This is a genomic window from Kitasatospora sp. NPDC002551, assembly GCF_040296005.1.
GTDB lineage: Bacteria > Actinomycetota > Actinomycetes > Streptomycetales > Streptomycetaceae > Kitasatospora.
Window position 1 is genome coordinate 15,171 of record NZ_JBEOWI010000023.1, and the last position, 14,709, is coordinate 29,879.

17 protein-coding genes are annotated in these 14,709 nt (G+C 73.5%); 9 read left to right on the forward strand and 8 right to left on the reverse strand.

Annotation, left to right across the window (positions count from 1 at the left end; translation table 11 throughout):
- Positions 1-12 precede the first annotated feature (12 nt).
- The 3 genes from ABT093_RS20230 (at position 13) to ABT093_RS20240 (ending at position 2,639) form a co-directional block, all read left to right on the forward strand.
- Positions 13-450: a GNAT family N-acetyltransferase gene (locus tag ABT093_RS20230; RefSeq protein ID WP_350566090.1), complete on the forward strand. Its 438-nt coding sequence runs from the start codon at positions 13-15 to the stop codon at positions 448-450.
- A 102-nt stretch (positions 451-552) separates the two neighbouring features.
- Entirely contained in the window at positions 553-1,098 is a 546-nt protein-coding gene (locus ABT093_RS20235) for a hypothetical protein (protein WP_350566092.1), read from the forward strand.
- Positions 1,099-1,214: 116 nt separating this feature from the next.
- The gene (locus ABT093_RS20240) at positions 1,215-2,639 is read left to right on the forward strand and encodes a pyridoxal phosphate-dependent aminotransferase (protein ID WP_350566094.1); all 1,425 of its coding nucleotides are present in this window, start codon (positions 1,215-1,217) and stop codon (positions 2,637-2,639) included.
- A gap of 73 nt (positions 2,640-2,712) precedes the next feature.
- On the opposite strand, the gene ABT093_RS20245 is transcribed toward ABT093_RS20240, so the two are convergent.
- From ABT093_RS20245 to ABT093_RS20255, 3 genes are read right to left on the reverse strand one after another with little or no spacing between them, the layout of a single operon-like run.
- On the reverse strand, positions 2,713-3,360 hold the full coding sequence (locus ABT093_RS20245) for an HAD-IA family hydrolase (RefSeq protein WP_350566096.1): 648 nt from the start codon (positions 3,358-3,360) through the stop codon (positions 2,713-2,715).
- Between the two features lie 21 nt (positions 3,361-3,381).
- Positions 3,382-4,365 carry a YdcF family protein gene (locus ABT093_RS20250; RefSeq protein WP_350566098.1) on the reverse strand — a complete coding sequence of 328 codons (984 nt, stop codon included), beginning with the start codon at positions 4,363-4,365 and terminating at the stop codon, positions 3,382-3,384.
- A 14-nt stretch (positions 4,366-4,379) separates the two neighbouring features.
- The gene (locus tag ABT093_RS20255; RefSeq protein WP_350566100.1) at positions 4,380-5,204 is read right to left on the reverse strand and encodes an NAD-dependent epimerase/dehydratase family protein; all 825 of its coding nucleotides are present in this window, start codon (positions 5,202-5,204) and stop codon (positions 4,380-4,382) included.
- Between the two features lie 220 nt (positions 5,205-5,424).
- Between ABT093_RS20255 and ABT093_RS20260 the strand changes: the two genes are divergently transcribed.
- The gene (locus tag ABT093_RS20260; RefSeq protein WP_350566101.1) at positions 5,425-6,660 is read left to right on the forward strand and encodes an MFS transporter; all 1,236 of its coding nucleotides are present in this window, start codon (positions 5,425-5,427) and stop codon (positions 6,658-6,660) included.
- A gap of 132 nt (positions 6,661-6,792) precedes the next feature.
- Here the strand turns inward: ABT093_RS20260 and lepB are convergent, their stop codons facing one another.
- From lepB to ABT093_RS20275, 3 genes are all read right to left on the reverse strand, one after another.
- Positions 6,793-7,269, reverse strand: a complete 477-nt coding sequence (gene lepB / locus ABT093_RS20265; RefSeq protein ID WP_350566103.1) for a signal peptidase I — start codon at positions 7,267-7,269, stop codon at positions 6,793-6,795.
- A 68-nt stretch (positions 7,270-7,337) separates the two neighbouring features.
- On the reverse strand, positions 7,338-8,195 hold the full coding sequence (locus ABT093_RS20270; RefSeq protein WP_350566105.1) for a hypothetical protein: 858 nt from the start codon (positions 8,193-8,195) through the stop codon (positions 7,338-7,340).
- 120 nt (positions 8,196-8,315) lie between these two features.
- The gene (locus tag ABT093_RS20275; protein ID WP_350566107.1) at positions 8,316-8,732 is read right to left on the reverse strand and encodes a winged helix-turn-helix transcriptional regulator; all 417 of its coding nucleotides are present in this window, start codon (positions 8,730-8,732) and stop codon (positions 8,316-8,318) included.
- A 73-nt stretch (positions 8,733-8,805) separates the two neighbouring features.
- Between ABT093_RS20275 and ABT093_RS20280 the strand changes: the two genes are divergently transcribed.
- The gene (locus ABT093_RS20280) at positions 8,806-9,456 is read left to right on the forward strand and encodes an NADPH-dependent F420 reductase (protein WP_350566109.1); all 651 of its coding nucleotides are present in this window, start codon (positions 8,806-8,808) and stop codon (positions 9,454-9,456) included.
- On the opposite strand, the gene ABT093_RS20285 is transcribed toward ABT093_RS20280, so the two are convergent.
- Both ABT093_RS20285 and ABT093_RS20290 read right to left on the reverse strand, forming a co-directional pair.
- Complete coding sequence (locus ABT093_RS20285) at positions 9,432-9,992, reverse strand: hypothetical protein (protein ID WP_350566111.1); 561 nt, start codon at positions 9,990-9,992, stop codon at positions 9,432-9,434. The genes ABT093_RS20280 and ABT093_RS20285 overlap by 25 nt on opposite strands.
- Positions 9,989-10,792 carry a thioesterase family protein gene (locus ABT093_RS20290; protein WP_350566113.1) on the reverse strand — a complete coding sequence of 268 codons (804 nt, stop codon included), beginning with the start codon at positions 10,790-10,792 and terminating at the stop codon, positions 9,989-9,991. The genes ABT093_RS20285 and ABT093_RS20290 overlap by 4 nt, the downstream gene beginning before the upstream one ends.
- A gap of 191 nt (positions 10,793-10,983) precedes the next feature.
- On the opposite strand from ABT093_RS20290, the gene ABT093_RS20295 reads away from it, so the two are divergent.
- The 4 genes from ABT093_RS20295 to ABT093_RS20310 all read left to right on the forward strand — a co-directional run bounded on the left by ABT093_RS20295 (position 10,984) and on the right by ABT093_RS20310 (position 14,650).
- Entirely contained in the window at positions 10,984-12,006 is a 1,023-nt protein-coding gene (locus ABT093_RS20295; RefSeq protein WP_350566115.1) for a hypothetical protein, read from the forward strand.
- 5 nt (positions 12,007-12,011) lie between these two features.
- Positions 12,012-12,362 carry a paraquat-inducible protein A gene (locus ABT093_RS20300; RefSeq protein WP_350566117.1) on the forward strand — a complete coding sequence of 117 codons (351 nt, stop codon included), beginning with the start codon at positions 12,012-12,014 and terminating at the stop codon, positions 12,360-12,362.
- Between the two features lie 199 nt (positions 12,363-12,561).
- Positions 12,562-13,458, forward strand: a complete 897-nt coding sequence (locus tag ABT093_RS20305; RefSeq protein ID WP_350566119.1) for an AraC family transcriptional regulator — start codon at positions 12,562-12,564, stop codon at positions 13,456-13,458.
- 253 nt (positions 13,459-13,711) lie between these two features.
- Entirely contained in the window at positions 13,712-14,650 is a 939-nt protein-coding gene (locus ABT093_RS20310; protein ID WP_350566121.1) for an aldo/keto reductase, read from the forward strand.
- The last annotated feature ends 59 nt before the right edge of the window (positions 14,651-14,709 follow it).

Consider the following 14,709-nt stretch of genomic DNA (forward strand, 5'->3'; position numbering starts at 1 on the left):
AGACACCCGCACATGAGCGACTTCCTCGTGCGTACCGCCGTCCCCGACGAGATACCCGCCGTGCTCGCCCTGTGGGCCCGCGCGGCCAAGGGCACCAGCATCACCGACGACGCCGACGGCGTGGCGGCGCTGCTCGCCCGCGACCCGCAGTGCCTGCTGGTCGCCGTCCGGGCGGACGATCCGGCCGTGCTGCTCGGCACGGTCATCGCCGGCTGGGACGGCTGGCGCTGTCACCTGTACCGGCTCGCCGTCGCCCCGGAGCACCGCCGGCGCGGCATCGGCACGGCCCTGCTGGCGGCCGCGGAGGAACGGTTCGCGGCGCTCGGCGGGCGGCGGGTGGACGCGATGGTGCTGGACGGGAACGCGCTCGGCCACCGCACGTGGCGGGCCGGTGGGTACGCGCCGCAACCGCAGTGGACGCGCTGGGTGAAGCCACTGGCCGGCGCCTGAGGGCGCTGCGCCGTACGGGGGGCGGCACGGTGTCGTCGGTGCGGTTCCGGCGGGGGCGGGCGGGAGGCTGGTGCTCCGGAGCCGGGAGGCGGGAGTGGGCCTGTGCGTGGTCGTGGTGGTGCCGGTGGCGCGGCGGCGGGGGGCGGCGCCGATGTCGGCGTGCTCGGCACGGCGCTCGGGGTGGTGCTGGCGTTCTCGCTGGCGGAGGGCTCGTGGCAGTGGTTCTCCACGTATCTGGGGGTGACGCTGCTCGCGGTGGTCCTGGCGTTCGGGCGGGTGCCGGCGCGGGGGACTGGCGGGTACGGGTGGAGTCTGGCGGCGTACTCGCTGGTGGTGGGCCTGTGCGTGGCGCTGGCGCTGGCGCCGGCGTTGCAGCGGTGGGACCGGCTGTTCCCGATGCCGGGCACGAGGGAGGGGTGCGTGCAGGCGGGCCGGTACGAGAGCCTGCACGCCCAGGCCGCGCTGGGAGACCTCGCCGGGCGGGACGCGGCGGCGCTGGCGTACGCGCGGGAGCAGCAGAGCCGGGTGGCGGTGGACGACTGCCTGGCCGCGACGACCACGCGGTGGCTGCCGGTGTACGCGCTCGGCACGGCGCTGGTGGTGAGCGGGGGCGCGTTGGTGCGGGGGAGGGCGCGGCGCAAGGAGTGAGCTCCTGTCCATGTCGCTGGATGGGCGTGGATGGCTGACGGGGAGTGCGGGAGCGTGGTGCGCTGAAGCCATCCGCGTGCGCACCGTCAGCGACCCTGGAAGGCAGCCACTCCGTCATGACCGTTTCGACCGGCCCGATCGAGCCCGCCGAGCTGATCGCTCGCATCCCCGACTTCGAGCAGGCCCTCGCGCTCTACCGCCGTGAGCTCGCTCCGGACGACTTCCTCGACCTGTCCGTCGCGGAGAACGTCCTCGTCTACGAGGACTCGATGCAGAAGATGGTGTTCGACGACACCCGCCTGCTGCCGGAGAAGTACATCCACTACATCAGTGCGTACGGCGACCCGAAGCTGCGCGAGAAGGTCGCGGTGCTGCTGACCAAGGCCTTCGAGGCGCCGGTGGCGCCGGGCGACCTCTTCGGCACGGGCGGCGTCGGCTCGGCGCTGGAGTGTCTCGCGTTCGCGCTCCAGGGTCCGCTGTTGCCGGGGGAGGCCGGTCCGCCGCCGCTGAAGGAGGGGGACGCGGTGCTGCTGCCGGCGCCGTACTGGCAGGGGTTCAACTGGTCGTTCGAGCAGCGGCCAAAGCTGAAGTGCGTCCCGGTGCCGCTGCCCACCGAGGGGGAGGGGCGGTTCCGGCTCACGCTGGACGCGATCAAGGAGGAGTACTACCGGTACTACCGCGTGAACGCCGAGTACCCCCGGCTGCTGGCGCTGACCAACCCGCACAACCCCTTGGGCGTCAACTACGGTCAGCCGCTCCTGGACGAGATCTACGCGTGGGTGCTCGACGAGACGGAGATGCACGTCCTCTCCGATGAGATCTACTGTCATTCGCAGGTCGACGGCGGGCGGGTGCCGTTCACGAGCGCGCTGGCGCTCGACGCGTACGACCGGGCGCCGGAGCGGATCCACGTGGTGTGGGGGTTCGCGAAGGACTTCGGGCTCTCGGGGTTCCGGACGGGCTTCCTGGTGTCGAGGTCCGGTCCGGTGCAGCGGGCGATGCTGGGGACGAAGGGCATCGAGGAGAAGAAGCACCCGATGTCGTGGTTCACTCCGGTCGACTCGCTGAAGCACTACGTGCTGCGGGCGATCCTGGACACGACGGTGAACGGGGGCGGCGCGGAGTTGTACACCGACTACGCGATGTCCCGGTACCGGGAGTTGCTGACCGCGAGCTTCGAGAAGGTCCGGGACCGGCTGGTGCAGCGGGGGATCGAGTTCGTCCACACGGAGGGCGACAACCCGGCGCAGTTCTTCTGGATCGACCTGACGGCCTACCTGGGCAAGCGCCCGCCCGAGGGCGCGGCCACCGTGACGCCGCTGCCGTTTACGCGGGACGGCGACGTGAACGAGGACGAGCTGTGGCTCTTCAACTACCTGGCCGGCCCGGCGGCCGAAGTCGCCCTGCTGCCCGGTGAGACCATGCACAGCCCCGCCCCCGGATACTTCCGGCTGTGCTTCACGGCTTATCAGCCGGAGGTTGTCTGTACGGCGATCGACCGCGTGGCGCAGGCGCTGGGCACGTTGGTGACCGTGGGATAGCGAGATGTCCCCGAGGGGCCCGGAGGAGTTCTTCCTCCGGGCCCCTCCGTCGATCGGCGAACCCCTCCGGTGGCTACCGCGAGCGCCGGACCTCCAGCAGCAACCCCTGTTCCAGCGCCGCCACATGAATGGACGTCAGATCCTCCACCGCCCCCGCGAGCGCCCCCTCGGGCAACCCGCCCAGACCGCCCCCCAGCCCGATGCAGTGCATCCCCGCCGCCAGGGCGGCCTCGACCCCCGCCCGGGCGTCCTCGATCACCACGCATCTCCCGGCCGGAGTCCCCAGCGCCGCCGCGCCCTTGAGGTACCCCTCGGGGTCCGGCTTGCCCCGCTCGAAGTCCTCGGCGGCCAACAGCACCGCCGGCTCCGGCAGTCCCGCCGCCGCCAGCCGCCCCCGGGCCACCCGCCGGGTCCCCGAGGTGACCACGCCCCAACTCCCCGGCGGCAGCGAGTCCAGGAGCTCCCGCGCCCCCGGGATCGGCCGGATGCCCTCGAAGTCGTGCTCCTCCAGCCCGGCGATGACACCCGCCTCGTAGGCCGCGTCCAGCTCCGGTGCGATCAGCGCGATCAGGTCGATGTCCCGCCGCCCGTGCGACTTGGCCACCGCGTCGTCGGCGTCCAGGCCGTGACGCACCGCCCAGTCCCGCAGGATGCGTTCGATGAGCGGCAGCGAGTCGACGAGCACGCCGTCGAGGTCGAACAGAATACGCTCGCAGAACATCTGACCCATTCCCGTCCTCACTCATCCTTCCGAGCCGGTGGTGTCGAGGCGCCACACCTCGCCGGGCCCGCCGGCGCCCTCCACCCGCCGCAGCGGCAGCAGGGACCGGTCGCGCCCGAAGAGGAGCGTCGAGGCGACCGTCTTGCCGAGCGCGCCCGCGTCGTGCCGCCGCAGCCGCGCCAACTCCCCGTCCGGCAGGTCGGGATGGACCACCTCCGCGACCCGGCAGGCGGGCATCACCAGGCTCGCGATGTACCGGACCCGGGGCGCGTGGTAGTCGGACGTCACCAGCACCACCTCCCCGAACCCGTGCCGGCGCGCCAACGCGTCGACGAACAGGACGTCGTCGTAGCTGTGGCGGGTCTCCAGGCACGCGAAGACGGGCGGCGGCCCGCCGGGCCGCGCCGCCAGCCAGGCCGCGCAGTGCCGCCAGTGCGGCTGCTCCGTGGTGTTGAACTGCGCCCCGAAGCCCCCGGTCAGCACCAGCCGCGTGCCCGGCGTCTCCAGCAGTTCCACGGCGTGAAGGGTGCGCGCCCGCGCGATGCTGCTCAGCGTGCCGTCCGCGTCGTTCGGTGCCGCCAGGACGGCCACCGCCCGCCGGCCGTTCCCCGGGGACGGGACCGCCGGCACGGCGGGAAGCCCGTCCAGCGCCCGCGCGTACTCCCGGAACAGCGGGCCGCCCGCGCACGCCCGGAGGGCCGCCAGCTCGGCCCAGTCCGCGGAGAACCCGATCTGTCCGGACATGACCAGCGAGGTGCCGGTGGCCGCACCCCCGCGGACCCGCGCCGGCGCGTCGGCGGACAGGCCGAGCCGGAGCCGGACCGCCGGTGAGTCGCCCCACCAGCAGCCCAGCAGGTCGTCGGCGCCGAAGACCAGCCCGAAGGAGGTGGTGCGCGGCCGGGCCCCGCCGCCGGTCACGGTCACCTGGACCGTGAGACGGGCCGCACGGTCGTCCGGCGGACAGAACGGCAGCGTCTTGTCCACGACTTCGAACAGCTGGTCCACGACGGCCCCCGGGCTCAGGAGTTGGCGAACTGACGGTAGTACAGGACCGTCTGCTCCAGGTCCGACTCGCGGAACTCGGGGTGCCAGCCCAGCCTGTCCCAGCCCTCGCCCTTCGCCACCAGGTCGGCGCTCCGGGTCTCGCCCTTGCGCATCGGCAGGTACGCGATGCCGGCCGTGGAGCCGGTCACCTCCAGCACCATCCGGGCGACCTCGTTCACGGTGAAGGAGACGCCGGTGCCGCCGTCGAAGACCTCGCGGTCACCGAAGCCGAGCGCCTCGACGAGCATCCGGCCGAGGTCGGCCGAGTACACCAGGTCGACGGTCTGCTCGCCGTCGCCCCAGACCGGGATCGGCTCGTTGTTCCAGGCGCGGAGGGAGAAGGTGGGGACGATCTTCTGCACCCCGTAGTGCTTCTGCCCCGCGCCGAAGGCGTTGAAGGCCCGCACGTGGCTGACCGGGACGTCGAAGTTCGCGTGCCACGCGTAGGAGAGGTTCTGCGCGCACTGCTTGGTGCTCTGGTACACGTTCTGCCAGACCTGCGGCATGGTGATGCCCACGAACCGGGCCCCGTTCTCGCGGCACGCCTCCAGCACGCGGTAGGTGCCCTTGATGTTGACGTCGATCGCGTCCTCGACCGAGGCGAACAGTTCCTCGGTGCCGAGGATGCCGGCGAGGTGGATCACGCCGTCGACGCCCGCGAGCGCGGGCCGCAGCTTGTCGTCCAGCAGGTCGACACCGGACCGGCGGTCGATGGAAACGGCCTCGTGGCCCTGTTCCCGCAGGTACTGCATGGCGTATTGACCGATGAACCCGTCGCCGCCGGTCACTGCGTAGCGCATGTCATTCCTCCGTCGCATCGGGCAAAAAGGGATGAGTGCATTTCGCAGTATCTTTTATGTCAGATCGCGGTCGAATCGGAAAGGACACGGGCTGCCCGGCCGGCTGCCCGGCGTGGATATTTCTCCGTGATGGTGGGCAGATGAGAGGATGATATGACCGATTTATGTTCCTTTGTGACGATGCCTGGCGTGACGGACATCACCTGATCGCGTCCGTTTGATGAACTGCCACAGGCGAAGCACCCGGCCCGCCAGCGCCTTTCCGCACCACCAGTCCATACTGACAGGAGGCACCGTGCCCGTAGGCATCCGAAAGGCCGAGGGATACATTCCGGCCCTTTTTCTGTTATTCCTCGTGGGTATTTCCCAGTCCAGCACCGGCCCGCTCCTGCCGCTGTTCGACAAGCGCTACTCCTCCGGCGCGGCGGGCGTCCCGTACCTGATCACCGCCTTCTTCACCGGCTGCCTGGCCGCGATGGTGATCTCCTCCGCCGTCCGGTCCGTCGGCCGCCGCACGCTCCCGCTCGCCACCGCGCTCTACGCCGCCGGCTGCGCCGGGATCTACCTCTCCGGGAGCCTCGCCGCCGGGCTGCTCGGCTGCGCGCTCGCCGGCTTCGGGGCCGGCACCGTCGTGCTCACCGTGAACAGCGCCTTCGCCCGCCAGGCCAACGGGGTGAGCCTGGTCAACCTCCTCAACGGGGTCTTCGCGCTGGGCACCGTGCTCGGCCCGCTGCTGGCCGGCGCCTCGCTCAAGTGGGGCCGGCCCTACGGCTTCCTCGTCGCGGCCCTCGGGGCCCTGCTCTGCTTCCGCGTCAGCCGGGTCACCGCCTGGGGGCCCCGGGAGGAGCCGGCGGACGGGGGCGCGCCGAAGGCGCTCGGCAGGAACGCGCTGGCCGTCTTCCTGCTGCTCTACCTGGGCTACGGCGGCCTGGAGACGGGAATCGGCGCCTGGGCCGCCAAGGACATCCAGAGCCAGGGCCACAGCGCGGCCGCCGCGGCGAGCATCGTCGCCGTCTTCTGGGGGGCCACCGCGGTGTCCAAGTTCGGCGCGGTGGCCCTGGCCCGCAGGGTGCCGACGGCCGGTCTGGTCATCACCGGACTCGCCGGGACCAGCGTCTTCCTGTTCGTCGCCTCGCTGCCGCACGGGGCGGTCGCCGGCTATCTGCTGGCCGGGCTCGCGCTGGGGCCGGTGTTCCCCAGCGGTCTGGCCTGGATCGCGCAGCGCGGCGGCGACCGCCGGTCCGTGGGGCTCGCCATCGCGGCCTCGATGAGCGGCAGCGTGCTCTTCCCGACGGCGATCGGCTGGTTCGTCGCCACCGACATCCGGGCCGTGCCCTTGGGCCTGGCCTTCATCGGGGCCTGCGCGACCCTCGCCGCCGTCGGGGCGCACCGCACCCGGCGCACGCCCCTCGCGCCGCCGCAGCGCACGGCCGTCGGCGTCGCCGCGTCCGACTGACCGCCGGCCGGCAGGGACTTCCTGCGCCGGCCCCGGCCTTCCGCGGTCTCGGGGCCGGCGCAGGAAGTCGGCCCCGCCGACTTTCCACGCGGGCGGCGTCGGCGGACGACGGCGGGGAGCCGGAAGCGGTCGTCAACGGACCACCCGCACGCGGCGCGGCGGCCACACGACGAGAAGAGCCCGGCCCGTCACCTGCCGAGCACCGATGCACCCGTAGTCACGCGAGTCGTGCGAAACCCTTCGGTTGTCGCCCAGGACGAAGATCCCGCCCGGGGGTACATCGACCCGCTTCCCGTGGCCGAGCGCGCCGTCCGCCGGGGAGCCGCCGCCGACAAGAAGGCTGTCCCCGCCTGTGGCGGCCACGCGCTTGACCATCCTGCGCCCGTCGGCACCGTCGGCACCGTCGGCACCGCCGGTGAAGACGACCACCTGGCCGCGAGCGGGACAGCGCCGCGTCAGCACCGACCTCCGGAGCACCAGGAGCCGGTCGTCGACGACCAGGGTCGGCGCCATGGACTCCGACGCTATCCGGACGAAGGAGGTCGACGACACCACGGCCATGACCGCCAGCGCCAGTCCGGCCAGGTACACGATCTCGGCGGTGTGCACGGGCTTCTCCCCTGGCCGAGCGTCAGAAGGCCCGCCCCGCCCGGCCTCGGCGGGGCGGACCCGGAAGGTCAGCGGCCGAGCGCGAGCCTGAAGTCGGGGATGGTCCGACGTTGATCTCCGATCCTGAAGACGGCCGAGGCCCGCCTCACCCGGTACGTGATGCCGCCCAGCAGGGTGTGGCCGCTCTCTCGCGTTGAGAAGGGGGCCGGCAGAAGGCCTTCGTCGAATCCCTCGGGGGTGACGATGTCCAGCTCGACGTACGAGGAGGGTTCGGAGATGAACCGGGTCAGCTCCAGGGGGAACCAGGCGGTGTCGGTCCTGAACGAGTAGTGGACGCTGCCGCCGGGCGCGAAGTTGACGAACTCCGACGAGTCCGCCCGCGCGCTGTGGAAGTACGAGCGGAGGAACAGGTCCTGGCGTCCGCCGTTGAAGACGATCACGGCCCGCTGGAGCACCAGGCTGCAGGCCACGAACGATCCCGGATCGGAGACGCTCGGATGGTCCACCAGCGCCATGAAGATGGTGTTGCCGCTCTTGAGGTAGTCGTCGAAGACGCTCAGGGGTTCGGGCTCCATCTCGATCCCGTAGCGCCCCTGCCAGCGCACCAGCTCGTCGGGAGTCCACGCGGTGCAGGCGTTGAACACGTCGGACGTGCGAAGGCCCCGCAGATACTTCTCCGGGTAGTCCGAGGGAATTCCCGGCCCGGTGGCCCGCTCCACCCGCTCGAAGACATCGCCGTCCGTCAGCGTCACCCGCGCTTCCCTCGGGGCGGGTCCCGCCCACGTGACGACGAGCCCGCCGTCGAAGTACATGGGCGCGTCGCCGCACTTGAGATCGGCGTAGGCGGGTCGTGCGAGGCGGACCAGGACGCCTGTCAGGACGCCTGTCAGAACGACCGCCACGCACGTCATGGCAAGAATGAACATGAAACTCTCCCGTCGGTCACGACTGGAGGCAAGGGGGGATGGCGATCCCGGGAGCCCTTGAGATCGCCATCAAGCCTAGTCGCCGCACACCTGGTTCGCATCCGCACGGTCAGCGTTCGGTCACGGGGTGGAGCCCCCGGGGCGCGTGGTGGCGATCGGGCGGCGGGCCTCCGAGCGCGTCTGCGGCCGGGCCTCGGCGCGTTCCTGGGCGGCCATCACCTCGTCGCCGTGCTCGAAGGCCCAGGCGCCGACGGCGTCGATGGGCGCGAGGAAGGTGCGGCCGAGCGCGGTGAGCCGGTACTCGACGCGCGGCGGGGCGCCGGGCAGGGCGTGGCGCTCGACCAGACCGTTGAACCGGAGCCGGTGCAGGGTCTCGGTGAGGACCTTGGAGCTGATGCCGCCGATCCTCTCCCGCAGCTCGACCGGGCGCAGCGGCCCGTCGCGCAGGGCCCACAGGACCACGGCGTTCCAGGTGTTGGCGAGCAGGTCGAAGGCGAGGCGGGCGCGGCAGTCGGCGAGGAAGCTGTCGGTGGTCACGTACCGAATGGTGCCTGACGGGTTCTCTAGCGTCGGCGGGGACGGCTTCGGACGACCCGCGGAGGACTGCGTGATGAGGATCGGTGTACTGGGTACGGGCAACATGGCGGACGCGCTCGCCACGCACTGGGCCCGGGCCGGGCACGAGGTGACGGTCGGCGGGCGGGACGCCGCCGCGGCCGAGCGGCTCGCCCGCCGGATCGGCGGCGGCGCGCGGGCCGCCGGGCTGCGGGAGGCCGCCGCGTTCGGCGAGGTGGTGCTGGCCGCGCTGCCCTTCGCGGCGGGCGCGCAGGTGGCGGGGGAGCTGCGCGCGGAACTGGAGGGCACGGTGCTGCTCGACTGCTCCAACCCCGTCGGCCCCGGCTTCCGGCTGCTGACGGACGGCGGGCCCCCGGCCGCGCGGCGGCTGGCCGCGGCCGCCCCCGGCGCCGAGGTGGTCAAGGCGTTCAACCTCTGCCACGAGGACGTGTGGCGGATGCGCCCGCCCGTCTTCGACGGCAGGCCGCTGGCCGTCCCGGTCTGCGGCGACGACCCGGCGGCGCTCGACCGGGCGCACGAGCTGGTGCGGGACACCGGCTGCCGGCCGGTCGCCGCCGGCGGGCTGGACCGCGCGGGCCTGCTGGAGGCGACCGCCGCGCTGTTCATCGGCCTGTGGGTCGGCGAGGGCGAGGACGCGCAGGCCATCGCCCCGCCCCTGGCCTACGCGTCCGGCCCGGCGGCCTGACCCGGCGGCCCGACACCGGAGGGCGGCGGGCCGGACTGCCGCACGCGGTCCGCGCGCCGGCGCCGGCACTCGGCGAGCGCCGGCGCCACGCCGCCGTGGGTGTCGCCGTTCGCCGTGTCCAGGAGTTCGCCGCCGGCCACCAGCGCCGCCCAGTACGCCGTCGGCCGGCCGCCGCCGGCGCGCACGGCGGCGCGCAGGTGCTCCGCGATCGCCCGCTCCCGCGCGTCGAGCCGCCTCGGGAGGTCGAACACGCCGATCGTGCCGAGGAGTTCGCCGTACACCTGCTCCTCGCCGGGCCGGAGCCCGCCCCGCACCTGCTCCGGGGCGGCGTGCAGCCGACGGCGCAACTCCGGCTCGGGGATCCCGAGCGCCCGGCCGACGGCCGACGCGGCGTCCCACCACCGGAGCGTGCCCTCGGCCAGTTGACCGCAGACCAGGGCCGGCGTCGCGCCCGACCGCAGGCGCTCCCGTGCCTCCGCGACGAGCGACCCGGTCGTCCAGCTGGCCCCGCCGCCGGCGGTGGGACCTCCGGTCATGCGCCCGGCTGCGGGCGGACGGTGAGGATCTGTTCGGCCTGGCCGACCGGGCCGTCCACGTCGTGCAGCACCGTGCTGGTGAGGCCCTGGCCGGTCGGGCCGAAGGTGACGGTGGTGTCCAGGCCCGTCCAGGGACCGCGCGGGCGGCGGTGCAGGTGGATGGTCAGGTCGACGTTGGGGAACATCCACGCCGTCGGGTCCTGCTGCGGGGCGATGCCGTTGGCGGTGTCCACCAGGGCGACGAAGGACGCCGACGGGCTGCTCGGCTCGCCCGCGACCAGGTCGACGCGCGAGGAGATCCAGGCCGTCGCGCGGCCCCGGCGCACCGGCGGCACCCGGCGCACGTCGATGGAGGAGATGTAGCCGCCGCTCCACGCGTCGGCCATCGTCCAGGCGGGGAGCGACCCGGGCGCGGGCAGCGGCTCGCGCGGGCTGTCGGCGACGACCGAGGTGTCCAGGGTGGCCAGCAGCCAGGCGCGGGCCCGTACGACGGCGCGGCCGCCGATCGTCACGGTCGCTTCGAGGAGTTCGATGGTGCGCCCGGGGCGGACGGTCCGCACGGTGATCTCGCACTCGTCCAGCGCGATCCGGCCCAGGATGTCGTAGCTGATCCGGGCGAGTGCCAGGCCCCGGGGGCGCTCGGCGAGGTACCGGTCGATCGCGTGCACCACCAGGCCGGCCAGCGGACTGAAGTGCTGCTCGTCGGCGCTCCACGCCCCGCCCGCGTACGCGGTGGGCTTGAACGTGTGCTCGCCCGTCCGCTCGTAGTAGCTCTCGCGCGCGTTCGTGCTGGTGGTCACGGGATCCGTCTCCTCGACCGGGGCAGGTGCATCGGTCACGAATCGTAGGCGGGAGCGGCCGCGGCGGTCGCCGTGATCTACCGCACACCGGTCCAACCGGGGGCGAACGGGACGACGGGCCCTGTCGGCCGGGACACCGGGACGGGGACCGTGAGGAGGGAACGATCCGAACCGGGGAAGCGGGGCGCACGATGGCGGAGTACCGGAACGACCACGGCGCGGACGTCGATCCGCACGACCTCGACCAGGTGGCGTTCCGCTCCGCCGCGCGACGGCGGGCACGCGACGCGCTGCTCGCCGTCAACGCCGACATGCGGCGCAACTACGCCTCCCTCAAGGCCGGGCTGACCACCCACCTCACCCCGGTGATCGTCGTGCAGAACGACTCCCGGGGAGGCCGCTACACCCTCGTCGACGGCGGGGAGCGGGAATCGCTGCACCCCGTCGACGAGGTGTTCGAGCTGGCGAAGTCGGTCGCCCACGTGCCGCTCGGCACCTTCACGATCCTCGCCCCGTACCTCAAGGGCCCCGAGGGGCGCGAATGGGTGCGGCCGCTCCAGGACTTCGCGGCCACCCTGACCGTCGCCCGCCGGCAGCTCGACGGCGCCGGTCTGCCGCCCGGGCCCGCGGCGTCCTCGCGGCGGATCCTCGACGCGGCGCTGCGCTTCGTCGCGACCGCCGTGGAGCGCCCGATGTCCGGCGCCGAGCTGACGAGGGCCTTCACCGGCTTCACCGGCGGCGTGTACGGCGACATCCGCGCCACCATGGACCACGCCGCCAAGGCCCAGACCGCCGGGGTGGAGACGGTGATGCGGCGCTGGCGCCGCCGGGTGGGGGAGCAGCGGTGGAAGGGCCTCTACGTGGTGGTCCTCTCGCTGTGGACGACCTCGGTGCTCAACCAGAACAGCATCATCATCCGGCGGTTCATGGACCCGGCCGCCGTGGCCACGCACCTCATCGACCTGCCGACCGCCGAGACGCCCGCCGACCCCGTCCTCACCGCCCTCGACAACCTCGCCCGGATCGTGCAGGACAACGTCGCCGCCGAGCTGGTGTTCCCCGTCGACCAGGAGATCGCCGACGCGCTCAAGGGGCAGGAGGACCTGCTCTCCGACACCATCCAGGAGCAACTGGCGTGCCCCTACCAGGACAAGCGGGCGGCGGCGGTGGACGGATACCGGCTCGTGCCGCCCGCCGGCCGTGCCGTACGGTGAGCCGCATGGCCCACGCGAAGACCTCCTACGTCTGCCTGCCCTGCCGGGCCTCGTACAAGCAGCCCTACGGCCGGCCGACCGAGGAGCGGCGCTGCCCGCGCTGCGCCGGGACGCTGCGCCACGTGGGCTCCGCCTTCGCCGCCCCGCCCCGCCGCGACACCGCCGCCTGGCGCACCCTCGCGCTGCTGCTCAACGCGGGCATCGGCTTCCACAAGTCCTGCTGCGGCGGCCCGGGTTACCGCCCCCGCACCCGCCACGAGGTGCGCGAGCGCACCGTGTTCGCCCGCCGCTCCGGCGAGCCGCTGGGGCGGGCCCTGCTCCACCGCGAGATCCCCTGGGAGCGCACGGCCGCCTGAGGGGGAGGGGTGGTCGGCATCCCCGCCCGGTGGCGGCCCCGCCCCCCGCGCGGGGCCGGCACCGAGTGGGGGGTGCCCGTCCAGGATGGGGGCGCGGGAGTGGCGGGCGCTTGTACGAAAGCGAACCGCGGGGCGAGCAGGGCGAGCGGGTCGAGCGGGTCGAGCGGAGGATCCGGGGTTCGGGATGACGGGAGGGGCCGTGGGCTCGGAGGACGACCGGGGCGAGAACGTCGAGCGGCGGCCGCCGGAGTGGATGCGCGGCGACGTCGTCCGGTGCCGCGGGTACCGGACGGCCGGCGTCCAGCGCCCGAGGGTCACCCTGCCCAGCGCGGCCGTGACCCTGCTGGTGGGCTGGGGCGAACCGCTGTACGTCCGGCAGGGGTTGGGCGACGCGGAACGCGAGGGGACGCGGCACGCGATGATCGCGGGCCTGCAGACGGCCCCGGTGGTGGCGGGCTACCGGGGCTCGGGCCACGCCGTGGAGGTGGAGTTCACGGCCGTCGGGGCGTTCCGCTTCTTCGGCCTGCCGCTGCACCTGCTCGCCAACGCCGCCGCCCACCCGGACGAGGCGATGGGCCCCGGCTGGACGGCGCGGTTCACCGAACGGCTGGCCGAGGCGCCGGACTGGTCCGCCCGCTGGGCCGTCGTCGACGCCGTCCTCGGGCCGCGGCTCGCGGACGCGCCGCCCGCCACGGACCTCGCCGTCGAGGCCTGGCAGCGCCTGCGCGACGCGCACGGCGGCCTGACCGCGCGGGAACTCGCCGCCGCGACGGGCCGGGGCGAGCGCCGGCTGCAGCACGTGTTCCGGGACCACGTCGGCGTCCCGCCCAAGACGCTGTCCCGGATCCTGCGCTTCCAGCGCGCGCTCACGCTGTCCGGTCTCGGCGACCTCACCCTCGCCGACGTGGCGGCGAGGAGCGGCTACCACGACCAGGCCCACATGAACCGGGACTTCCGTGCCCTGTCCGGCCGCACGCCCGGCGAACTGCGCGGGATCGCCGGGCGGTTGTCCGCTCCCGGCCCCGGGCGGGCCGCCGCGGCGCGGGAGGCCGGCTGCTTCAGCGACTTCTTCGAGCCCGACATCGCGGACTGGTAGCCGTCCCGCCGTCCCGCCGTCCTGCCGTCCTGCCGTCCTGCCGTCAAGTCGGCCGGGGCTGCGCGAAGCCCTTGGCGAGCAGTCGGACGAGATCGCCGCCACCGGGCCGGCTGGACCTCGGCCCCGGGGGACCGCCCACCGTGCTGCCACGGCCGGGCGCCGGCGTTCAGGGCCGGGCGATCCGGGACGCTGTTGCGGGTGATCGCGAATGGGTCTTGAATGGTCCAGACCACAACGGGAGGGATGCAAACCCATGACAGTTCCTCAGCGCACCGTCGTCCTGGGGACGTTGGGCTTCGGCACGATCGTCGACGAGAAGACCTCGTTCCGGATCCTGGACCACTTCGTCGAGAACGGCGGAACGGTCCTGGACACCGCGAACAACTACGCGTTCTGGCTGGACGGCGCGACCGGCGACGAGAGCGAAGCCGTCATCGGCCGCTGGCTGGCCAGCCGCAAGGCGCGCGACCGGGTCGTCATCAGTACCAAGGTGGGCGCCCGGCCCACGGTGCCCGGCGCGGGCTTGGAGGCGGCGGAGGGGCTGTCCGAGAAGGCGGTCCGGGCCGGTATCGAGGGCAGCCTGCGGCGCCTGGGCACCGACCACGTCGACGTGTACTGGACGCACATCGAGGACCGCTCGGTGCCGCTCGCCGAGACCGTGGAGACGCTGGCCGACCTGGTGACCTCGGGCAAGGCGGGCGCGGTCGGCGCCAGCAACCACGCGGTGTGGCGGGTCGAGCGGGCCCGCGCGCTCGCCGGGGACGGTCCGCGCTACGCGCACCTGCAGTACCGCTACTCCTACCTCCAGCCGCGCTTCGACGTGCCGCTGCTCTCCTCCGCCCATGTGCACGTGACCTCCGAACTCCTCGACTACGTCCGCTCCGAGGGCGACCTGCGGCTGTGGGTGTACAGCCCGATCCTCTCCGGCGGCCTCACCCGCGAGGACGTCGAGATCGGCGCCGCCTACGACCACCCCGGCACCCCCAGGCGCCTCGCCGCCCTGCGCGCGGTCGCCGAGGAGACCGGCGCCACCGTCAACCAGGTGGCGCTCAGCTGGCTGCTCGACCACGAGGCGCGGATCCTGCCGCTGGTCGGCGTGAGCAAGGTCGCCCAACTCGACGAGGCGCTCGGCGCCCTCGGCGTGACGCTGACGCCGGAGCAGCGCGAGCGGCTCGACGAGGCCGCGCTGTAGCCCTCGCCCCGCCCGCTCCGCCCGCCCTGAGGGACCGGCCCGCCACCGGCCCGCCGCCG